We start from the raw sequence: 21,329 nt of genomic DNA, 5'->3' as shown, positions 1-21,329 counted from the left end.
TAGTTATTCTGCGTTTCTCTTTTGTAACAGGTAACATAGATATTTCTGTTGTCCATTAATAAACCCATCATAAGTGACTGAGCCTTTTACCGCAGATATATCACGAACAGCACGACGCCATATATTAGAGTATGTTGCATTAATATGCGCTTTTCGTCTATCCGAAAGATAAGTTAACGAATCCAGGACCTGAGGAGTAATATCACTGCGATGAAGCACATGCAGCCCAGAGGCTTTAATAGAGTTATCTAACTCGTCTATCTTTGAACTGTGACGCAAGTCCGCAAAAGCCATATACCCATTTAGTCTAAGTACTCGTTTCACCTCACAAAGAAATTTATCCATTGAATGATAGCAATGAGATGACTCTATATTGACTACAATATCAACACTACTGTCATGAATGGGCAGGGCATCTGCTCGTCCTTGCATCCACTGCCCATTAGCAAATTTGGAATTACGCTGACACAAGTCGATTGCCTTATCTGACAAGTCAATCCCGATGTAGGAACGAGGATTTTTATAGTGTAACAAAAATACGCCCCCCGCCCCCTGACCGCATCCAACCTCAACAATGTCTTTGTTCTCTACATCAATATCCCTGACAACTCGTTGATAGAGTTGAATGAAATATCGATTAGGCTCATCCTCTTTATTTAACGGTATAGCGGTCTGATCTTTATATCCATAATTTAAAAAAACATAGCCTCCAGACTTATTATTAGATGCGAAACGGTTATAAAGCCACTGCACCAGAACCACCCGTAATTTAGGCGATAACCTGGTCAAAAAGAGATATATCTTTCTTAGCTTGCTTGCTTTCATGGAAAGTGAATTCCTCTGCTCTATTAATTTTTTAGAGGCGAAAATTATTTGCTCTACTCCAACAATTGGGGCACTTTAATCAAATTATATGTCACTTGAAACATCAACTCGAACATAGTGAGCGATCTCCGAAAACTGGCGTTAACCTGTCTGCACTCAGGATGACTAATTTCCCGGGATTATCAAGGTGATTTATCAACAAAATGCGTTTCTCTATTATTTTACTCAACACAGCAAAACATTATTTGTGCTTTTCCTTGTTATTATAGCCTAAGTACCAAGCTTCGTTTGCTCTTGCTTTTGTGTCATGCACGAATATAACAACCTCTCGCCTTGATGGGGTTCCTTGCCGTGCATAAAGGTATAATTATCGATTATCATGAAGTCTCCTTTTTGCCAATGAAATACACAGGTATGGTGTTGCATAATCCGTTTAATTTTCACTATCTCCTCAGCTGTAAATGGGGTTCCATCCCCATAATGACAGACCATGGGTAACCTGTCTTTTAAAATCAGATAACGCATAGTGCTATACTGATAAAAAGGTAATGAATTTAAATCACTGTAGAGTAAATTTGAATAATAATTTAAATATTCGGATGCATTAAACCATAGTGTTTGATGGGTAACCGGATGTTTTAAGGCTCCGGGTAATTTATTTAATATAACCAGATCATTACCCTTGTTTACCCAACTCCAGTCCACTTCATCCTGAGTTATTTTTTTTTCTATTGGCATTTTCGCATCTGTACCAAAATACTCAGACCAGCTGCGAACATATTTTGCATCTAAAAATTTTTTTAGCACAGAGGCCTGCATTGTCTTACCATGAAAAAATTGCTTATAAACCACGCCATATTCAATAATCTTATCCTGAATCTTTATAGGCATATCGCGCCAAATAGCTGCAGCATTTGCAAACAGCGTTCCTCCAGCTTGTTTTGCCGGGATAACGCAGCAAAAATAGATGTGATGAGGAGGATTTTTTGACCTGGGTTTTTCATGATGAAGAGGTAAGGAAATATGGGCTGGGAAATCGCTTGAAGTATATATCTCATTTGACAGTATTGTTCTGGGTAGATCATAGTCTTTAGTGCTGCACCTTTTACCAAGACCACATAGGTCTATGGCTTGGGAAAAAAAGTCCGCATCAGTACAAGAAAAACCTCTAAAAAGAAAAGCTCCATACCGATTAAGCTGCTCGATGATCTCAGCGTGACGCGCAGAGATTAGCTCTGACAATTGAGTTGGATTTGCTGTTTTACTACCAGGTGCAGCAATCAGCACAGGCACATTCATATCAGGAACAATTTGTGTCTCCAAATTCATTTTATCCCCTCTAAAATTGCATTGCTATTTGATAGCCTCTAAAAAAATAGGGCGCGTTTCATAATATAATTTACCACCATATTTACGCTGACAAATATTTTGAAAAGTCTGCACCATCTCCTCAAGAAAACCCTCAATGATCTCAGCAGGAAAGGTGCTCGTAAATGGCATGGTGAGCAGCAAATTCTTGAAGTAATTTATATTTGGAAAAAAGACAGTGACTGTTTTTAAATTCACTGTCACCTGTTTAAAGGGTAATTGATTAAGGACATGAAACACATGATAAAAATAGTTTGTATGTTGATGGATTGGATTAATATACTTATCTGTTAAATCTGCATAGCGATTCTGTTTTGCTAACTCATGCCAGACTTGCAAAATACTGTTATCAGAGAATGAAGAAAAAACGGCGTACACTCTCCCCCCTTTTTTCAAAGCGTGAAAAATATTAGGGAGAGAAGCCTCGATGTTGGTCCAATGTAAACACCAAAAAGAGAGAATAAAATCAAACACCTGAGAGCACTCTAACTCTTCAATATTATGAACTTCAAAAGAAAGATTTTTTCTAGCCCATTGTCGACTTGCATGGTTTATCATTGCCTCAGAACTATCAATGCCAAGAATGTGACTGTGTTTTATCGTATCAGCCACCCTACTCGTATATTGACCCTCACCGCAGCCTATATCTAAAATAGTTCCACATGGTTTCACCTTAAAACATTTTCGAAATGCATCACTTATTTCATTCTGAAAGTAGTTTCCATGCAGATATAGTTCAGGTTCCCATGCCACGTTATTCCCCAACATTTTCTATTTTAGCCTCCTACATACTACATGCTGTATCTCAAAAAAAAAAATTATTTTCATTAATTTATTAATCCAGACAGAAACAAAAAAGAGTCGATGTGGCGTTTTACAATTCTTTGGACGATAACTTCAGACCAATTAACAGAACTCATCATATCCTTATTACAGATTAGACAGGGCGTTTGTGATTTTGTTGAAATTAATTCTAATAGCCAAAGGATGCGATTTTCCACAAACAGGTGCTCGTCAAAGGTGGTGAGCAAATATGCTTTAATTTTTTAAAAAATGATACAGCAACCAACATTTGCTATTGTGTCTGTTTCTTGATGAGCAAGATCATATTTTAATATTCTTTTGCTCAGTCTTTCAGAGTAGGTGAACTCTTTGTTACTTAATAGTTTATTCAACCATGAAGCCTTCATATCTAGCGACGAATTATAGAATTCAAAGAGATCTGTTCCACTACGCGAAAAAATACGACCCATCCATGGATCAATTAAAAAATATTTTGTCACCACTACAGTATGATTAATGTCTTCTATATCATAAACAGTTGCGGGGATATTTTCCTGTCTAAGTAATGCGGCTAAATAAAATGATTGATGTTCACAATTTCTAATATAGGCGCGGTTTTCTGGACACAAAAAAAGGTTTTTTAAGAGCTATTCTTCTTAATACAAAGAGGAGAATAAAATGTCTAAAAAGCGAGCTTATTATACGGCGGCCAAGAAGGCAAAAATAACGCTAGCTGCGATTGAGGGGAAACTCACACAAGCGCAAATTACCAGTGAATACGGTGTTCACGCAACGCAGGTAAAAACTTGGAAGCAATCGGCCATCAAAGCCATTAACGATTTATTCTCTGGGGCTAATGAAAAAGAAGCCAAGTCCCAAGAGCAGCTTGTTGAGGCATTATATCAAGAAATTGGTCGACTTCAAGCGCAGCTATCTTGGCTAAAAAAAAAGCATGAACTTTAGTCTGGATGAAAAGCGCGTCATGATTGATCCTCTTGCCGAGCTCACCATTCGTGAACAATGCTTGCTATTAGACTTGCCTGTTTCAAGTTATTATTATAGTGCCAAGCCCATTTCTGTCGAAGATGAAGCGCTTATGGCGCTACTTGATGAGCACTATCTGCAGTATCCATGTGAAGGTAAAATTAAGCGGGCAAGATGGCTGTCAAAAGAAGTAGGCTATCCTGTTGGTAAACGTCGAGTAAAAAAGTTGATGGAAATGATGGGGTTATCGACTGTTTACCCAAAGCCAAATACAAGCGTTCCCAATAAGGAGCATGAGGTGTTCCCTTATTTATTAAAAGAGGTGGATATCACCAAACCAAATCAGGTTTGGGCCGCAGATATCACCTACATCCGCATGAAAGGAAAGCATGTGTATTTAGTAGCTATTATGGACTGGTATAGTCGTTATGTGATTGGATGGGCTATTTCACCTACTATGGAGGCTGAATTTTGTATTGAGGCGCTTAGAAACGCTTTGCTGCATTCGCGTTGTGAGATCTTTAACACGGATCAGGGTTCTCAATTTACCTCAAAAGATTGGATAAATACGCTAAAATCTCACCACATTTCTATCAGCATGGATGGGCGAGGACGTTATTTAGATAATATATTTATCGAGCGATTGTGGCGTAGTGTTAAGCAAGAAAAAATCTACCGGTATGATTTTGATACAATTGAAGAGGTTGAGCTGGCCTTAACGGAGTATTTTGAGTATTATAATAACCGAAGGCTTCACCAGTCCTTTAATTATTTAACGCCCGCAGAGGTGTATTATGGCCGGAAAAGACCATAAACCCTAAATGAGAGCGTCATGACTTACCCACAAGGCCCACAGGCCTATACGAGAAAGTGAAGCTCTCCTGACCTGTGGACTTGTGGATAAGTCATTCTGATAGAGTTGTGGTAAAATGACCTAAGACAATTCGTAGTAGCAATCACTATTCATACGGTATTGAGTAGGTTTAAATAGGTTAATTTGAGTGAATTTTTAACTATAAATGATGGATGAATAGCTCTTATTTTTCCTTAATTTTGTTCCAGACATGCGGACCCATATCATTCCGGCCCCACTCGCCAACAGTATATTTTTTATTGGCATTTTCGCATCCAGAAAATCGAGGTTCTTTTCCTCAAGATGTTTTGAAATCTTAAACAAAAAAGTTCTTATTTTACCTATTCCATTCACCGCAATTAAACTATTTTCTATATATTGAGTCATTCTATCTGGATGGACTCTTGCGGTTAAGTCATTGACAACTAATGCAGAGGTACTGGCAATACACGCTGATTTGGTAGAGTTTAGTGCTTTACACAAAATCTCATAATTTTCATCTGACAGGTTAATCTTATTTTTTTTGTCCTTAAAAAATTTACCCATCACCAATCCCCATTTGAATTAATACACTTTAGTTTAATTTCAAAAAATTTTAAACAATATTAAAGGGTGATTTTTCGATAGATTAATCAAGGTTATTGAATGCGTTATACTAAATTTTGGTGCCTGTTTCATTTACTTCTGACTTCTATTGTGCATGTATTTTAGAGCATCTCTCAAAAATAGGTGGTTGCTAAGCACTTCATTGTCTTCTTCTCTCTTATTCGTTGGCAAAATAAACATCATATAACTTCATATAAGTATTATCTTTTTCTATAGCCTGAATAAACTTATTGATACGCTCAATCAATTGCTTATTCTTGGGTATTGCCATGATTGCTATACCGTCACCGATTATAGATACGGGGCCTAGTGACTTAAATTCCTCACCACTTTGTTGAATCCAATAATTTACCGATGATCGATTAAGAAATGCCGCAGCTAATATTTGATTATTTAAATCAGCTAACACATCTTCGATATCATTGTACAATTTAATCGTGAATTGCCCCTTATAATGGTCGAGAAGATACTTATAAAACACGCCACCATTGAGCGGATTATGTAAGATACCCACTGTTAGCCCTTGTAATTGGTTTATTGAATTCATTTGATTTTTTTTCAGAACTAAAAACTGCCCTTTACTTAACATATAAGGCAAACTAAAAATAAACTTAATCTGAAGGGAATAGGAGATTGGGATTCCGCCAATTGCAAGATCAATTTTACCATCTTGTAGTTTCTGATAAAGTTGGTCGATATCCATGGGCCACAGATTGCATTGCTCTTGGAGCCGCTGGCAAATTAAATGCACTAAATCAATGTCAAACCCGTTCCCAGGAGAAGAAATAAAGGGGGGTTTAAAAACAAGAGTACCAATGTTAAGCGTAGCATAACCTGACGAACAAAAGATCAAACACAGAGCGCATAATAAGTTTTTAATAGGCATTATTTTTAGTCCCTTAAATAACTAAATTATCAATTAATCTTTTCTCTTTAGTTTAGACCGCAACGTGAGCATTTGTATAAAAGATGTAACTAACTTTTGCAAAATCCAGTTAAATCTAACGTTGCTTTTACACACTTGTTCGTTGCCAAATTAATAGCGTTAACAAATCAGGGCAATGCAAAATGCCAATTCATGGCCCTGGATAAACCTTCCAGCATCAGCTCACCTCGTATGCTGTTTCCTTTAGGATTAACTCTTGGGCTCAAAACTACAATACCTGATTTACCGGGAACAACAGCAATGGTGTAGCCAGAAACACCACTTTTAGCAGGCATTCCAGTTTTAACCATATGAGTGCCTGTTTCATCATATAATCCACAAGTTGCCATAATTGCTAAAGTAATTTTACAGGTTTCAGTAGAAAGGATTTGTTCCCCGCTGTCAGGATTCTGCCCCCCATTAGCCAACAAAGTAGGAAGGAAAAGCATCTGCTCTAAACGTGCTTCATAAGAGCATAGTGCAAAATACAAATCCAGTGTTTCGTGAACATCAGTTCCCAGATTATTACTGCTTTTTAGCAAATACGCGAGTGAGCGATTGCGATTACCGGTTCTTTTTTCAGAAGCAAAAACCAAGGGATTAATGCTAAGACGTTGATTAAATAATTTTTGAACCCAGTGTTCCAACCAGCCAAATTGCTGCTCACCTGTCCCTGGGATGCGTGAACATAAGGTGATGGCACCAGCATTCAGCATGGGATTTGACGGTTTAGGGCCAAACTGTTCCAGGCGAGTGATTGAGGCAAAATCATCACCAGAAGGTTCAACCCTAACCCATTTAAACAAATGTTCAGCACCTAATTCTTCAAGGAGCCCAATCAAAGGGATTAGCTTGGCAGTACTTTGCAAAGTCACTGGAGGAAGGGGGTAATTGCTATAGGAAAGCGGACGCTCACCTAGTTGTTGCACAGCAATAGCTGTCAACTCCTGATTCACATTAGATAATTCTGGAATATAATCTGCGGTTTTACCCTCTTTATTTAACTCGGCAATACGCACTAGATCTTCTAACAAACTGATATTAAGCAATGATGGCATAGGATGTTCGATTGAAAAAGGGGCTATTATGTTAAATTTAGCACATTAAAACAAATATTTATTTTTAAGACACTGCAGGCATGGTTTCTAAAGAAAAAACTTATCATCCTTTTATTCCCTAAAATAATCACTAAACCATGTTGCTCTTTATATAATTAGTTATTAAAATCATCTGGTTATATAAATACGAGATCATTTAAGATTGATTTGAGTTTAATTGAAAACACGAAAGCTGACTGATCCGAAAGTAATTTAACCAGTTTGAACCCGAGCGTTTATAGACCGCCAGCGATCTTAGTGGAAAAAGAACCTATTTTATATTCGATTTCAGATTTGCCTTGAATTTCTCAATTGTGTCACCCGTGATTTTCCTGAATTTTTCGGGGGTTAATTCACCAAACAGGTTATTTGAGTCCATAAGATGTATCAGTACTTCTTCATAGGCATTTTTACCCAGTAGAGTAAACAGGTTATTAAGTTCTGGGACTGATAAATTTAATAAGGCTGAATTTTCCTCTGGCATAGTTGGATTGATTTTTTTAGTTGCTTGCATCTCATAGGCATAAGCAATTTCAATCAACGTACCTTCGTGAAATTGTTTACCCACCAGTTCAACTCCAATAGGCATATATGTGTCAGCACTATAACCAACATTTAAATTAACGGAAGGAAGTCCTGAGTTGGATGAGACCGGGGCACGCCAAGTATTTACGGTCATGCCATCATATGTAGCGGTTCCTTGTGTGGTTATTGGGATAAGCAACGCATCAAGATTATTATGTTCCATAATCTTTTGCACATAGATTTTATTTTTGTCAAAAGTTGTTTGAGCTTGTTGATAAGACTTGCTGATCTTGCTCGCTGACCTGTTAATAAAGTGTAGACAATCTGTCATTGTGCCAAAGGTTCTCGTTCGATTGGATTCACAAATGTCACGAAAATTTTTCCGCGTTGATGGAAATGAAGCTAAATACTCATTTACGTCTTGAATTTGCCCAGCTTGGTTGCTTTGACGATCATTGTTAAAAAGTGGGAGATTAGTATCTATAACAATAGCGCCCATTTTCTGCATATCTTTAGTTGCTTTTTGTATTATTTTTTTAATATGAGACGGCATCTTTTCAAATGTATTGATGCCATTGACATGATGCACGATGCCAATGCGCTTGTTGGTTAATCCATTTATATTCAGAAATTTCGTATACGTTTTTACTCTGGGAATATCGAGAGTTTTAAGATCATTTGGATCGGGTTTGGCTATGATATCCAGCAAAATGGCCAGGTCTTTAGTAGTCCGTGCAATAGGACCTGCTGTACCGTCCAGATTTCCCATAGGAAAAATACCCTGTTGACTGATCAATCCGGTGCTTGGGCGCAATCCAACTAAGCCGTGAAATGCTGCTGGAATTCTGACTGACCCGCTATTATCAGTACCAATGCCCAATAAAGCAAAACTGGCACTGACGGCAGCTGCCGATCCGCCACTAGACCCACCAGGATTTTTACCAGGATCATAAGCATTACCAATTCGCCCGCTCCGGCTGCTTATCCCAAACATTCCCCAGGCAAATTCGTCCATGCCACCTTTTCCTATTATAATGGCACCGGCACTACGTAATTTTCGCACTAAAAAAGCATCATGAACGGGTTGACTCCCAAGTAATGCATATGATCCAGAAGTTGTAGTTGTGTCAAATGAATCAATATTATCTTTCAATATAATTGGAATACAGTGGAGAGGTCCTGAAATCTTACCGGTTTTTTTAAAGGAGGTATCCAATTGGTAGGCATGCTCTAGAGCGGAGGGATTTAACTCACTCAATGCATTGATTGGCGCCTGGCCTTGGACACTCAGGTTATATTTTTTTATACGGTTAATATATGCAGTTACTAAATCAAGGCAAGTAAGTTGATGATTTTGAATAGCACTAAGAATTGACTCAATTGTTACTGACTCCAGGTCAGGTTGATAGGCTTTGGGTTGCTGCGAAAAGGACATACGACTTATTAATAAGGTAATAAGTAAAATAAAAAGATATTTCATATTGTCGTTTCTCAAGTGTATGCTTTTAGAAAGGAAATCGGACTTAAGCACTGTTCATTATAATCTCATGCTATTAAATCTACCAGAAAAGCTTACAAAATTGTACATAAAATACGTTCAGGCAAGACAGTTAATAATAAGTCTTTAGAAATTTTTTTTGCCCATAGCGATGCTATTCATTGGCTTGTTGCCGACATTTTTGTTGTGCCATTTTTTCACAACTTCCCTGACAGTTTCTTTCACTTGATGTAAGGCAAACACTGTTAATACAGTTTTGCGTTGCATCAGCAACACATTTTATGGCATCGTATTTTTTAGCACCCATACAATCCGATGGAATATTCGCGGCCAATGCAGTAAATGAAAACCCAACAGATAAGATTAAAAACAATGTTTGAACTAACGCTCTCACAATTAGTCCCTTAGTATACCTACCCTAAATAAACTATAGTTCCTTATTGTTTTTTTGCCAACTAACTGAGCTGTCTTAGCAAAAAAATGCCAGCTTCATCATCACACGAGTGATTAGACGGTTCTATCCGATAGGCATCCCCAGTTCTGATAAAGGAATATGCTTTAGCCCAAGTTTCCCAATGATGTTTTCAATCAATTTCCCTATTTCAGAACCTTTGTTTTATTAGTTATGGAATATATTGCCAAACATAGAGAAACAATTTATGTATCCTGTCAGAATCGCCGGGTAAGTGTCTGCCACTGAGCCCGGACTAATCCGAGCCGCGCGCGTCAGCAAGCGGAATTATCTCGAGATGCTTATGTGGTGCATGGAACCTGCCGCACTTTAAGTAAGATTAATTCAGCCAATGATGGCATTTCAAATTTTTTAGTCACCCTATCGTAAATATACTGATAAACGTTAACTTTCAGTTTTCTGGCCGTCTGTACAATCGTGGCAAACGTATCCTTTGATTTGGTGCCATTTTGGGAGACCGTTTGGAGATTGATGTCGCGTATCCTTGCTTGAAACCGTGTCCCTAATTCAGAGGCATTGTTGTGCAATGGCAGAAATGGATGGTCTAACACCAATAATAACGCTTGTTTTTTAGCACGTGTCTTTGCAATGCGTTGATCTAAAACATCATAGCCTGTCGTGGTTGCGAACAAAGTATCAAATTGCATTGATAGTTGTTGGGCCATTGATTGAGATGGAGCCGTCTTGTAAGTCAATAATGCATGGTAGAAATCCCATAATTGCTCAAGAAATACAGCCAATATATTCTGATTCATATCTGAGAATGGAGTGAGTTTTTTATAATGACGACCTTCATGGATCCAGCACAGCGCATGATGTAGGGCCAATTTATTAAACTGAGGCGCATCATCTGTCATTAAATAATGGATGAAGTATTTCGAGTGCTGATAATAGGCAAGAGCTGCTGACTCAAGAATTATGCGTCGATTCGTGCTGTGTTTTTTTGGATTTGGAAAAAGTGTTCCCATCAAACTATCGATTGATTCACGTGTGAGGGGTTGTGCATGCAGCATTGGTTTAATTTGATCCAACCATTTTTTTGCGAGACCAAACTCATCCATTAACTCATAAGCCTCCTGATTAAACATAAACTTTAATTGGTCTCGACACAGCAACTCCAATAAGGTCAAGCGATCTTTTTTACGACGAGTGAAGTATGCTGTAAAAAAGTCATTACATAAAACATGGGTGTAGTGATTTTTGCCGTTAACACGACTGCCTGTGTCATCCATCTGCTGGTACAAGCCTGCGTTGCTACCGGCATCGACAATATCTTCTTTTTCCTGATGAAAAATATCATTGCCTTCTGTCAGCATGGAAGCAATTTTACCATGTGATATTTGAATACCACATGTTTTTAAAAAGCGCTCAATGGCGCTCTCCGTCATCCCTGCATCACGGTATAATGTGATGACCAGCGCTTTAACCCCAGGACCAAATTCACTGCCCTTATATTCGCCAGGAATCGGCGCAATAAAGGTTTTTTTCAAAGATGGTGAGTAATACGTTTCCAGCTTGAATTCAACATTATCCGTGATGATTTTTAGATCCTGGATGATTCGAATCTCAAAACCCTTGAACTTGGCGTCATCTGGCAGCGTTGCTTTGTCCAGAGCAATCGTAACACGTCTATCAATACGTACGTTTTTTTTGTCTTTGCCTGTGTTTTTATTGTTCCCTTTACCACGTTTATTGCGATCTCCTTCAGATGAATGATTGGAATTGCCTGTATTATCGCCATTGCTACCTTTGGATTGACCGCGAATATTAGGTTTGCCCTGTTCACCCTTAAGGCGGTTTATCTCATCACGTAATACTTGGTTTTCCTCTCTGAGCAAAGCATTTTCTTCGGCAAGCATTTCGACCAAATTAACCAATACCTTAATGATAGTCACGGCCTTTTTGTCGGCAAGACTATCGATATCTTTTGTTAACTCATCTAAAACTTGTTTGATTTCTTGGCGTTTCATCATCTACCACTGCGTTACTAATGCTGATACGGCAATCATAACATGACTTTTTTTGAACGCATTTTTCGAGTTTTAACGCCACTAAGGGCTAAGAAAAAATCTGACCTCAGGAGGGAGATGTTTTATTAGTGAAAGGGGCTACATTGTGATCTTGGGGATCTTAGGGCATGCATATTGCATGACTTACGTTTGATATGGAAAAACATCAGTTTTACAGAAAAACCGTGTCAATAGGTATTTTGAATATTTTTAAAGAATTCCGCTTGCTGACGCGCGCGGCTCGGATTAATCCGGACTCAGTGGCAGACACTTACCCGGCGATTCTGACAGGATACAATTAAAGTTATATCTTAAATTAAACGGATCGCTGTCTTGACAATGGGGTCCACTGTAGAGTCCAGGTTTTAGAAAACAACAGAATAGTCGTTAATTATATTAGTAGTCGTCAATTGGATGTAGGTGTTTAATAGAGTAAGATCTCTTTTTAATATAAGTAAATATAGGATTACCAATATTATTTCGATCATAATAAATCATCCTTAACAAGGTCCTAAAATTGATTAAATAATCAGAACGTTATACTAGAAATATATTGGTTGTGTTAGGTGGTAACCAACCCCTTCGTTGTGTCATCATTTTTATTAACTTCAAGAACGCCTCAATTGTATAAATATAGCGCATTTTAAGTTGTGGTTAATGGTTGGTTAACTTAAAAAGAAGAGCCTGCACAGGGGCGATCACAGAACTTGTAATTATTGATTTTTTATTTACTGCATAGCCCAAATTGAAACCGACCTCTGAAAAGTAATAGGTGCCTGTTTGCATTACATTAAAGTACTGGATAGCGAACTAGATCCTGTTAAATTTTCTTGATGAAGCTCTTCCTCCGATGAGTTGTAAGGTTCAGGGCTCTCTACTTTGCAATTAATAGCATCCAGAGTTAGCTTAATGGAAATACTTTGTTCGCCTTCAGTTAAAAAATGGTGATGGCTTATGTTTTCACTAGCTATTATAAATTGATGGGCTACAAAATTAAATTCCCTAACGGCTTGTTTTAGGAGGTACACTTCAGCTTCTGTACCTGTAACAATAAGTCCGTTATCACTATCGCGTTGTTCTTTCTCACCCCCAATAAAACAAAGAGTGTCTATGGTAATTTTTTCCCCACGGTCTATCCCTGTATAGGAAGTCAGTGTTTTAAAAAAATAAAGGAGGGCATTTTTAGCTTGCTGATCCAGAGGAGTATCGACACGTCTAAAGCCCGACCAATGATATAAGCCACAAAAGTCAACCATATCGTCCTCTTCTTCATCCCAAAAAGATCCTTGAGCAATAAAAGCGATACAGGTAGTAATCCCGTTGGTTATGAGTACTGTTTCTTCATCAGATGTAAACAACATCTGATCCATATCAACTCTCAATTTTTTAGGCATATGAACTTCGTTTACGTCAGCGATGTGATTTGTCAAGGTTAATAGTTTACCAATTTGGCATTAAAATTACAAATTGAAAGTTACCTGTAATATCCGCACTATTCAGTATCACTTTCTTTAAGAGTAACTACCCTGGCGGTAAACATATAACCACCATTACGAATAGTTCTAATTAATACTGGTTTTTTTGCATCAAGTTCTATTTTTTGACGTAAACGACTTATTTGTACATCTATTCTTCTGTCAAAGGGATTTAAGTCACTATTTTTCGTTATTTGTAAAAGAAATTCTCTGTCTAAAACCCGTTGAGGCTGTTGAACAAAAGTCAGCAGCAAGTCATACTCCCCCGCACTTAATGGTAATTCTTGATTGTTTTCCCGAAAAACCTGGCGAGATGCCGGATATAATCTCCAATTGGTAAATATCATCACATCTTTACCATGTTCTATTTTTTGTTGAGCACGAATAACCCGACGAGAAATTGCATTGATTCGAGCATGTAATTCACGAGCATAAAGGGGCTTGGTGAGGTAATCATCTGCACCTGCTTCAAGCATGGAAATACAAATATGTTCATCTGGGATATCGTTGATAATTAATAGTGGAACCGGATAAATATTATAAAATTGATTTATGGTTTCAGGTTCTTTTTTTAAAATGGACCAATGAATCAAAATAGCTGATGGCATTCCTTTTTCGATATGAATAGGATGCAAAGTACTTTGCTGTACTATATCCAAATTAAACTTTAAAAAATAATCCTTTAGGTCTTCATTGACAGGTGTTTCGTCAATAAATAGCAAATAATGGTCTTGCGACATCAAATTTGCTCCTATAGCTAAAAACTTTTAATTCTGCCAAGTTTAACTCATGGTTGCAAATAAATTTAATTATTTGTATGGCTATTTTTGCAGAATATTCAAATATTCGACCACTTTGAACAATAAATATCGCGCAAATTTTTATTTTAATGATATGTTTAAATTAGAGCGTATGTTTTTTTCATTAGAAGGGCTGTTTGAGGAGACAGGGATGACTCAAAATAAACCTGATTTATCACATTGGTTTGATACAGATGATTTTCGAGGCCTCGCGGAAATTAAATTCCAAATGAAGAAATTGGAGAGCCACCTCAATAAATATTTGAATCTTGAGAATGAGCAGGGATTTTGTCCTCCTGAGGCAAATACACTATGCCATGCGTTGGCTCATAAATATCTTGAATATTTAAAATTGATTGATGGGAGTAAATATAATTCCTGTTTCGAATTCCCCATGCCAGGTAAAACATTAAATTGGCATAAGCAATATCTGCTCATTTTGCATCTGAAGCAACAATTATTCAGAACGACTTCTTTAGAAGAGGAATGTCGATTAATAGCTGAAATTGCCTCTCTTTACTATCATTTTAATCAATTAACTCGCCCTCCTTTACTATCTACAACCAGCAATAACTCTGAACTTTTTAAAAAAATATTCAGACAAGAAGAGCTTCAGTCATGGCTGATTGCAGTTGTTGATTTTTGGAATGAAAGTAATGTTCAAAGCCTGGAGCCATCGACTTTATTTCATGAGTGGAATCCGCAACAGCTTCAAGGCGCTCTGGATTATTTTTCTGCACCGGACCTGGTCAGTTTAGTAAATGCACTGTTTTTTTATAAATTGTATCCCGATAAATTATTTAACGAATTGATCCATCCGGAAAAGTTGGTTTCAGTGCGTGCGCGAGTTGGTCTCTTACATCATTACATTGAACGATTAGAGAGTAATTTATACAGCACCGCATTGCAACAAGGACTTAAACCGGCGCTGCCAGCCAAGGAAGCGAGGAACGAGCGAGGCTGGTAGTCCCTGGTAGCCTTAGAGCCGGATGTTTTGCCGCAGGCAAAATATAAGGCATCCGAAAAGGCGTCAGTCATTGGGGTAGCGTTGTTTTTGAACCCCGAATGGGGTGAAAAAACAAGCGGACACAGGACGGCCAGGGCCGCCGGAGGCATACTTGTCGCGTTTGCGAGTCGATTTCAGCCATGGATGGCTAAAATCAATCACGAGCTTAGCGACACTATCGAAGTGGATTACTTATTTCATGGTGAGGAATTACCTCAAGGGATAATGATAGAAGTTGATGAAGAATTTAAAGTGATCATTCAATCAGCAATTAAAAAGGTAAAAGTCCAATATACTCATGAAAGTGAAGAGCAGGTAACCATGGAGCGGTTGCATGATCTGGTACGAGCCTATAAATTCTGGTTTAATCCTAATCGATTAGTTGACGCAGTAATGGTGCTTCAGCAACGCTTGGTTAAAGATGATATTTCGGAAGATAATAAACTGTCCGTTTTTCGTCAGAAAATGGTTCTTTTATATGAGCAGCTCCCCACAACTGAATGCCTCAATTTATATGGTTATTTTGCCAATAATGACAGCCGGTATTTACTATATACTTTATTTTCTATTGAGAAAGGCAATGGGTTCGACTGGCTGCCTCCACTCAATACGACTGAAAGGAATGCAATTACTCGTGTATTTCAAGCATTACAATGTGTTATGGAAGCCTTACGTGAGGCATTAAAAATCAGGCATGCAGCAGCAGAGTCATATGCTTATGACCCAGCGAAACAGCAAATTCATACAGGACGTCGTAACCGAGACGCAGTTTTTAGAATTATAGCCCTTTATGGTAGTGAAGCCGTTACCTTGAACAATACTGTTGAAGAGTTATTTAACTACATAGAAAATACAACTCAAGGGTTTAAAGAGGCTACAAAGTGAGTGCTTACATTTAGACTCAATCCGCTAGGCTCTAACTTGCAACCGCTAAGAAACAAAGGAGGCGCTTAGTTATGGCAGGGGAAGGAAGAGTTTTTTACCATAAAACTGTTGCAGTTGTTGATACAATATATTTGCAGGTGATTTTTTGGCAAAAGCGTCATGCAAATCATCAGTCCATTCGCCAGTAGACAGGTTTTGGATAACAGCGATATATGTTTTATCATCTGGATAAAGTGCCAGCACCCAATTCCCCTCGATAATCCCATATAATTTTTGCTGGTCAAAGTATTTTAATTTATCAGTTTTTATTTCAAGCTCTCCGCTATGGGGGTTCACTTCGTAAAACTCTTTTCCTATTTCCATGGTTTTTTCTTTGGATGGTTTTTGATTTGGATATATGCCACTTTCTATAAAAAAGGTTCGTTCAGGTAAGCTGTGTTGTGAGTTAAATATTGCTGGTAATAGTGAAATGCCATCCATATTCTGCTGATTTTTTAGATGAAGAAAATCCAGAATAGTGGGCGCTAAATCAATCAGGGCAACTCTCGGATTTATTTTATGATTTGAGGTGATTATTTTCCCATTATCATAAATATTGAATGCCAGTACGCTATGATATTGACCGGGACTTAAGATATCTGAGCCATGCCCCGCGCTCTTATTTAATACGGTTGCCGTCTTTTTTTTAAGGTATTGAGCAAACCTGCTTGGAGGGGATCCCTGGTAGTTTTGAGCATTTGTCAGACGTGAATCAGGATAATAAAGTGTTTCGCCATGATCACTTAATAGGATAACCAAACTATTGGCTAAAAATTGTTGTTGTTTTAAAAACTCAAATAAAGAGCAAAGTTGTTTGTCTACGCGTTGCAGAGCATTCTGGTACAGACGGTCACGCCTTTCAATACTGAACTCATTATTCAATTCTTCTGGTGATGTACTGGCCCACGCATAAGGCCAGTGGGGAAGAGCAAAATGTACTGCTAAAAAAATAGGCTTATTGTGTTGTTGCTGCTGCTGCTGCGATAATTCATTTTGCAATTTTCCACTAAATGTTTCCGGGTAATAGGAAAAAAAGCTGGCTCGGTTGAGGTAATTGTATGGAAAGAGCTGGGCTCCAACCCTCGAATTGATGAGTAAATTACTTAGCGGGAAATCATTAAAGGTACCAAGTAAAAAATCATTAACTCCCAATCTGGGGCCAATAATTTTTTTAAAACCTAAGTCTTTATCTATACTGTTAAATCTTCGATCATCAGTTGCATAAATAGTGTCATAACCCAGTTTATTCAAAGTCCAAATAATACTTGCCCTACTCTTTATAAAGCGTTTAGGAACTAAATTTTCCCCTGCATGATGATGTTCCGCATATAAGCCAGTAAGCATACTGGTCCATGCAGGATAAGTTCTAGCTAATGGGCTAATGGCATTAGTAAATTGGGTACTGTTATTTAATAATGTATTTAGAAAAGGCATATTATTTGTATTAATACTCCCGGGGCTAAGTGAATCAATACCGAGGATAATAACATTAGGTTTAGTGTGGCGGGCTTGTTTTCGAGTGGGTTGGGGTGAGTGGGTTAGAAATACAAGGCAAAAAACAATCAGGAGAAATAAAAAAAGTACACGCAGGTTGTCTCGAAAAAATAAACTATTCAGTACTAAAATAACTATGCCAAGTAATGAGAGAAATAATAATGTCAGAATTAAAAACCCAGGAATCGGTGGTGATAGTAATTTACTGAATACACTAAGAGGGAAAAAATAAGCATTTGCACTTAATAGGGTACAAACACATAAGGTCCAGATAATAATTAGCCATTGCTCAGGAGAGAAATAATGCCAAGATCGTTTGAGTACCCCAATCAGCAATAGTGTTTGGACTAGTGATAAGAGAATATAAAGAGTGAGATGGATACCTATTGTCGCAAAAATTTCGAGATAAATCTTTATTGGGAGTTTAACTGCACTAATAAATCCGCGATTTTGCGAATGAATTAAAATTAACTGTAAGAAAAAAAAACATACATTACATAATAAAAAAAAACAAAAGTGAGAAGAGGCTGAATGTTTTTTTTTCATGAAATACTGATAGCAGGGCTGTTTATATGCCAGTTATAAATATAACTATCAATGCTGTTAGTATGTTTTAATTGACTAAGCAGAGGTTCCTGCGCAAATTGTAGTAAATGAGTGATAACGTCTTGTTTGCTGCCACCAAAATCCTCTTCATACCAATCGTATAATTTAGAAATAATTAACCGACCTTCGATTACTTGAACACCCCTGAGTGAGTTAATGTAAGAAATAGCTGCTTCATTCAATTGTTGTTCTATTAAATTACCTTGATAGGCTTGTTTATTGAGATTAGGGGCGCCAATGGTCGCATTATTCAATGCATAGTGAGTACGTGGGTCGTTCCAAATAGGGCGAATGATGCGATTATTAATGTCATCAAGAGATAAAACACTATTATCAATGGTTATCAGATTAGCTCCCCAAGGCCCCACACTAAATAAACCTGGAGAGATATTGATTTCCTGGATATTAGTAACGGTATAGTATTTGGCAACAGTATGTACAGTCAGTGCATTATGGAAATTGAGCCAATATGCTAATTGTTCGTTACGGTTGTAATTATCAATATTTATTTGCGACAATTGTTCTATATAATTTTTTAATGACTCTAAATCCCGGCGAGTTAATTGCGCATAATTAATTAAGTTGATCTTTTCTTCATTGGTGATTACATACCGATCGAGGAAGTCTTGCCATGCTTGATGGGAAATGGCTTCCTTGGAGAGTGGATTATTCACTTCCCATTTTGGCCATAGACTTTTATGAAAAGAAGCATGAGCCAATCCAGTAAAAAAAAGAACCAACAGGATTAAGCCAAAGTGCTTTATCGCATGATGCCAGTAACTTATTCTAAACATTAATCGTTGCTCTATTACGGAGTGCACTTCCTATAGTATTACCATCTAAAAACTCTAACTCACCCCCAGAAGGAATTCCATGAGCTAATTGACTGATATTGATGGGTTCTTCACGCAAGAGTTGATGAATAAAATGAACAGTAGTTTGGCCCTCAACGCCTGGACTCAAAGCCAGGATAACTTCTTTAATTTCTTCCTGAAGGATCAGATTTTTAAGTCTGGGCAAGCCAATATCATCTGGTCCGAGTCCATCAAGAGGAGATATTTTTCCCATCAAAACAAAATACTTACCCTGGAAGGCATTACTTTGTTCTATAGCTGATACATCAGCAGGGCTTTCTACCACACAAAGTACCGAAGGATCTCTATTTGAATTTTGACACAGATTGCATAGCGATTTTTCAGTGAAATTATTACATCGGTCACAATGGCGTATATCGTTCATTGCTTGCTCCAAACAAGACGCGAGGTTTAAACCTCGCTGTCTTTGATGTTGCAATAAATGAAACACCATACGCTGTGCTGATTTTGGTCCTACGCCCGGAAGGCAGCGAAGTGCTTCTACCAAACGGTTTAGAGTATCCATGATCAGACTTACCCCTGTTTATCGCCGCCCATTAAGTCAGTTGGAATATTAAGGCCAGCTGTTAATTGGCTGATTTTATCTTTAGAGACTTTTTCAATTTTTCGTACGGCATCATTGAATGCTGCAGCAACTAAGTCTTCTAACATTTCTACGTCTTCATCCATCAAGGTAGGTTTGATTTTGACCTTAACCACATCATGCCGACCATTTACTTCAATCTCTACCATGCCACCGCCAGATTGACCACTTACTACCAATTTACTCAACTGTTCCTGGGCTTCTTGCATGCGTTGTTGCATTTTTTGTGCTTCTTTCATCAGATTGCCAAGATTTTGATTAATATCCATTACTGCCTCGTTTATTTAGGGTTAACTACAATATTATAAGTCATCTTTGAGTGGTACAATAGAATTTTTGACCAATTCAGCCGAAAATTCTTTTTGAAGCTGTTGAAATAAAGGATCGCTATATAAGGCGTCCTCTGCTTTTTGTTGTTTTTCCTGAGTTACTCTTTCTTTTTGCTGTGCGGGGCTTGCTTGCACTGCTTCATCACTGTTCAGGATAATTTTTACCGGAGCATTGTAATAGCTAGCGAGTGCAGTTTCAATTCGAGTGTGGATTGTTGGGCTAAATAAGGACTGATGGCCTTTTGATACCCTTAAAATAATATCGCGCCCCTCTTTAGAAATAAATTCGGCATTTTCAATTGCATTCATTGCCAAGCCCGTTAGCTTCAGCTGAGGTATAATTGTGGCCCAATCGTCTGTTTTGTTATTGGCACGAGTAGGTTGCTCCATAAAAAAGGCGGTTGTCTTGTCGCGTTGTTCCTTTGTATCTGCTGTATGTTCATAGGTATCATCAATGAGAGGATGTACTACTTTTTCAATGGGTTCCTCTTGAGAGGCCTCGTGAATAACAGTTTGGCCTGCTGACTTATTTTTTTGGAAAGCCAGTGGAGGTATGGTTCCACAAGGTGCTGGTCTAAAGGTTAACATACGCAGAATGGTCATGTTAAAACCTATATCTAATGTGGGAGCAAGATGAATTTCTTCACAGGCTTTCAAAGCAAACTGATAGAATAATTGAACATCTTCTGCTGAAAATTGATTTGCAAGGGATTTAATTTCTACTGACGGGCTAGTTAAAGGATTGTGATCCCCTATGTTTTGATAGACAGTAATCTGATGAAAATAATTAAGCAGTTCATCCAGAACATATTGAAAGTGCCCTCCTTCAACGGCAATTTGCTGGCTTAGACTTAATAACAGAGCAGCGTCTTGATCCGCCAGGGCCTGAAGGAGTTTTATTGCATAATCTTGTTGGGTATATCCCAGAATCATTTTTACATCATTGGCCTTCAATTGTTCATCACAGCTGGTAATAGCTTGATCAAGCAAGCTTAATGCATCACGCATACTTCCATGAGCGGCTTGAGCCAGGATATTTAAGGCCTGGATTTCATAATCAAGTTGCTCGTCTTTGAGAATTAGTTGCAAATGTTGGCATATTAATTCTGCTGATAGATGTTTGAGGTTAAATTGTAAGCAACGCGATAAAACGGTAACTGGTAATTTTTGCGGATCAGTTGTCGCTAAAATGAATTTTACATGGGTTGGCGGCTCTTCCAGCGTTTTTAATAGTGCATTGAAACTATGTTGGGAGAGCATATGTACTTCGTCTATTAAATAGATCTTGAAAC

At 37.8% G+C, this 21,329-nt stretch carries 21 protein-coding genes (1 of these 21 cut by a window edge); 4 read left to right on the top strand and 17 right to left on the bottom strand.

The window, feature by feature from the left end; all coding sequences use genetic code 11:
- Positions 1-3: 3 nt before the first annotated feature.
- From HRS36_RS16095 to HRS36_RS16080, 4 genes are all read right to left on the bottom strand, one after another.
- Complete coding sequence (locus HRS36_RS16095) at positions 4-825, bottom strand: class I SAM-dependent methyltransferase (RefSeq protein ID WP_173238098.1); 822 nt, start codon at positions 823-825, stop codon at positions 4-6.
- A gap of 270 nt (positions 826-1,095) precedes the next feature.
- Complete coding sequence (locus HRS36_RS16090; RefSeq protein ID WP_173238096.1) at positions 1,096-2,154, bottom strand: TauD/TfdA family dioxygenase; 1,059 nt, start codon at positions 2,152-2,154, stop codon at positions 1,096-1,098.
- A 24-nt stretch (positions 2,155-2,178) separates the two neighbouring features.
- On the bottom strand, positions 2,179-2,946 hold the full coding sequence (locus HRS36_RS16085; RefSeq protein WP_173238094.1) for a methyltransferase domain-containing protein: 768 nt from the start codon (positions 2,944-2,946) through the stop codon (positions 2,179-2,181).
- Between the two features lie 293 nt (positions 2,947-3,239).
- The gene (locus tag HRS36_RS16080; RefSeq protein WP_275940994.1) at positions 3,240-3,605 is read right to left on the bottom strand and encodes a hypothetical protein; all 366 of its coding nucleotides are present in this window, start codon (positions 3,603-3,605) and stop codon (positions 3,240-3,242) included.
- Positions 3,606-3,654: 49 nt separating this feature from the next.
- Between HRS36_RS16080 and HRS36_RS16075 the strand changes: the two genes are divergently transcribed.
- Complete coding sequence (locus HRS36_RS16075) at positions 3,655-3,939, top strand: transposase (protein WP_173235475.1); 285 nt, start codon at positions 3,655-3,657, stop codon at positions 3,937-3,939.
- Positions 3,929-4,774 carry an IS3 family transposase gene (locus HRS36_RS16070; protein ID WP_173235473.1) on the top strand — a complete coding sequence of 282 codons (846 nt, stop codon included), beginning with the start codon at positions 3,929-3,931 and terminating at the stop codon, positions 4,772-4,774. The genes HRS36_RS16075 and HRS36_RS16070 overlap by 11 nt, the downstream gene beginning before the upstream one ends.
- A 195-nt stretch (positions 4,775-4,969) precedes the next feature.
- Here the strand turns inward: HRS36_RS16070 and HRS36_RS16065 are convergent, their stop codons facing one another.
- The 8 genes from HRS36_RS16065 to HRS36_RS16030 form a co-directional block, all read right to left on the bottom strand.
- A complete protein-coding gene (locus tag HRS36_RS16065) occupies positions 4,970-5,359 on the bottom strand; it encodes a hypothetical protein (protein ID WP_173238092.1) in 390 nt (129 codons plus the stop codon).
- A 217-nt stretch (positions 5,360-5,576) separates the two neighbouring features.
- On the bottom strand, positions 5,577-6,305 hold the full coding sequence (locus HRS36_RS16060; protein WP_173238090.1) for a transporter substrate-binding domain-containing protein: 729 nt from the start codon (positions 6,303-6,305) through the stop codon (positions 5,577-5,579).
- Positions 6,306-6,472: 167 nt separating this feature from the next.
- A complete protein-coding gene (gene glsA, locus HRS36_RS16055; protein WP_173238088.1) occupies positions 6,473-7,402 on the bottom strand; it encodes a glutaminase A in 930 nt (309 codons plus the stop codon).
- Between the two features lie 310 nt (positions 7,403-7,712).
- Positions 7,713-9,461, bottom strand: a complete 1,749-nt coding sequence (locus tag HRS36_RS16050; protein WP_226905505.1) for an amidase family protein — start codon at positions 9,459-9,461, stop codon at positions 7,713-7,715.
- A gap of 157 nt (positions 9,462-9,618) precedes the next feature.
- Positions 9,619-9,858, bottom strand: a complete 240-nt coding sequence (locus tag HRS36_RS16045) for a hypothetical protein (protein ID WP_226905504.1) — start codon at positions 9,856-9,858, stop codon at positions 9,619-9,621.
- Between the two features lie 359 nt (positions 9,859-10,217).
- On the bottom strand, positions 10,218-11,909 hold the full coding sequence (locus HRS36_RS16040; protein WP_173235423.1) for an IS66 family transposase: 1,692 nt from the start codon (positions 11,907-11,909) through the stop codon (positions 10,218-10,220).
- A gap of 821 nt (positions 11,910-12,730) precedes the next feature.
- Positions 12,731-13,339 (bottom strand): hypothetical protein, encoded by a 609-nt coding sequence (locus HRS36_RS16035; RefSeq protein WP_173238086.1) that lies wholly within the window; start codon positions 13,337-13,339, stop codon positions 12,731-12,733.
- A gap of 98 nt (positions 13,340-13,437) precedes the next feature.
- Entirely contained in the window at positions 13,438-14,160 is a 723-nt protein-coding gene (locus HRS36_RS16030) for a winged helix-turn-helix domain-containing protein (RefSeq protein ID WP_173238084.1), read from the bottom strand.
- Between the two features lie 211 nt (positions 14,161-14,371).
- Between HRS36_RS16030 and HRS36_RS16025 the strand changes: the two genes are divergently transcribed.
- The gene (locus tag HRS36_RS16025) at positions 14,372-15,187 is read left to right on the top strand and encodes a hypothetical protein (RefSeq protein WP_173238082.1); all 816 of its coding nucleotides are present in this window, start codon (positions 14,372-14,374) and stop codon (positions 15,185-15,187) included.
- Between the two features lie 183 nt (positions 15,188-15,370).
- Entirely contained in the window at positions 15,371-16,111 is a 741-nt protein-coding gene (locus tag HRS36_RS16020; RefSeq protein WP_173238080.1) for a hypothetical protein, read from the top strand.
- A 69-nt stretch (positions 16,112-16,180) separates the two neighbouring features.
- Here HRS36_RS16020 and HRS36_RS16015 read toward each other — a convergent pair whose 3' ends face one another.
- The 5 genes in view from HRS36_RS16015 to dnaX are tightly spaced (at most 33 nt apart) and all read right to left on the bottom strand, a layout consistent with a single transcriptional unit that may run on beyond the window.
- Complete coding sequence (locus HRS36_RS16015; protein WP_173238078.1) at positions 16,181-18,190, bottom strand: sulfatase-like hydrolase/transferase; 2,010 nt, start codon at positions 18,188-18,190, stop codon at positions 16,181-16,183.
- The gene (locus HRS36_RS16010) at positions 18,187-19,044 is read right to left on the bottom strand and encodes a DUF547 domain-containing protein (protein ID WP_173238076.1); all 858 of its coding nucleotides are present in this window, start codon (positions 19,042-19,044) and stop codon (positions 18,187-18,189) included. Before HRS36_RS16010 ends, HRS36_RS16015 begins: the two co-directional genes overlap by 4 nt.
- A complete protein-coding gene (gene recR / locus HRS36_RS16005; protein WP_173238074.1) occupies positions 19,037-19,630 on the bottom strand; it encodes a recombination mediator RecR in 594 nt (197 codons plus the stop codon). Before recR ends, HRS36_RS16010 begins: the two co-directional genes overlap by 8 nt.
- Positions 19,631-19,638: 8 nt before the next feature.
- Positions 19,639-19,977 (bottom strand): YbaB/EbfC family nucleoid-associated protein, encoded by a 339-nt coding sequence (locus tag HRS36_RS16000; protein WP_173238072.1) that lies wholly within the window; start codon positions 19,975-19,977, stop codon positions 19,639-19,641.
- Between the two features lie 33 nt (positions 19,978-20,010).
- On the bottom strand, positions 20,011-21,329 hold the 3' portion of the coding sequence (gene dnaX, locus HRS36_RS15995; protein WP_173238571.1) for a DNA polymerase III subunit gamma/tau. Its footprint extends 355 nt past the window's final position; the window shows 1,319 of its 1,674 coding nt (coding positions 356-1,674); its start codon lies beyond the right edge, outside the window; its stop codon occupies positions 20,011-20,013.

Source organism: Legionella antarctica, from assembly GCF_011764505.1.
Lineage (GTDB): Bacteria > Pseudomonadota > Gammaproteobacteria > Legionellales > Legionellaceae > Legionella > Legionella antarctica.
The sequence above is the reverse complement of the archived record's forward strand: the minus strand, read 5'-3'. Positions and strand labels throughout refer to the sequence as shown.

Coding starts and splice junctions, on each gene's coding strand:
- HRS36_RS16025 (WP_173238082.1), top strand. CDS start 14,372: ATGACTCAAAATAAACCTGATTTATCACATTGGTTTGATACAGATGAT.
- HRS36_RS16090 (WP_173238096.1), bottom strand. CDS start 2,154: ATGAATTTGGAGACACAAATTGTTCCTGATATGAATGTGCCTGTGCTG.
- HRS36_RS16060 (WP_173238090.1), bottom strand. CDS start 6,305: ATGCCTATTAAAAACTTATTATGCGCTCTGTGTTTGATCTTTTGTTCG.
- HRS36_RS16095 (WP_173238098.1), bottom strand. CDS start 825: ATGAAAGCAAGCAAGCTAAGAAAGATATATCTCTTTTTGACCAGGTTA.
- HRS36_RS16035 (WP_173238086.1), bottom strand. CDS start 13,339: ATGCCTAAAAAATTGAGAGTTGATATGGATCAGATGTTGTTTACATCT.
- HRS36_RS16020 (WP_173238080.1), top strand. CDS start 15,371: ATGGCTAAAATCAATCACGAGCTTAGCGACACTATCGAAGTGGATTAC.
- HRS36_RS16065 (WP_173238092.1), bottom strand. CDS start 5,359: ATGGGTAAATTTTTTAAGGACAAAAAAAATAAGATTAACCTGTCAGAT.
- HRS36_RS16010 (WP_173238076.1), bottom strand. CDS start 19,044: ATGTTTAGAATAAGTTACTGGCATCATGCGATAAAGCACTTTGGCTTA.
- glsA (WP_173238088.1), bottom strand. CDS start 7,402: ATGCCATCATTGCTTAATATCAGTTTGTTAGAAGATCTAGTGCGTATT.
- HRS36_RS16015 (WP_173238078.1), bottom strand. CDS start 18,190: ATGAAAAAAAAACATTCAGCCTCTTCTCACTTTTGTTTTTTTTTATTA.
- HRS36_RS16000 (WP_173238072.1), bottom strand. CDS start 19,977: ATGGATATTAATCAAAATCTTGGCAATCTGATGAAAGAAGCACAAAAA.
- HRS36_RS16070 (WP_173235473.1), top strand. CDS start 3,929: ATGAACTTTAGTCTGGATGAAAAGCGCGTCATGATTGATCCTCTTGCC.
- HRS36_RS16075 (WP_173235475.1), top strand. CDS start 3,655: ATGTCTAAAAAGCGAGCTTATTATACGGCGGCCAAGAAGGCAAAAATA.
- HRS36_RS16030 (WP_173238084.1), bottom strand. CDS start 14,160: ATGTCGCAAGACCATTATTTGCTATTTATTGACGAAACACCTGTCAAT.
- HRS36_RS16040 (WP_173235423.1), bottom strand. CDS start 11,909: ATGATGAAACGCCAAGAAATCAAACAAGTTTTAGATGAGTTAACAAAA.
- recR (WP_173238074.1), bottom strand. CDS start 19,630: ATGGATACTCTAAACCGTTTGGTAGAAGCACTTCGCTGCCTTCCGGGC.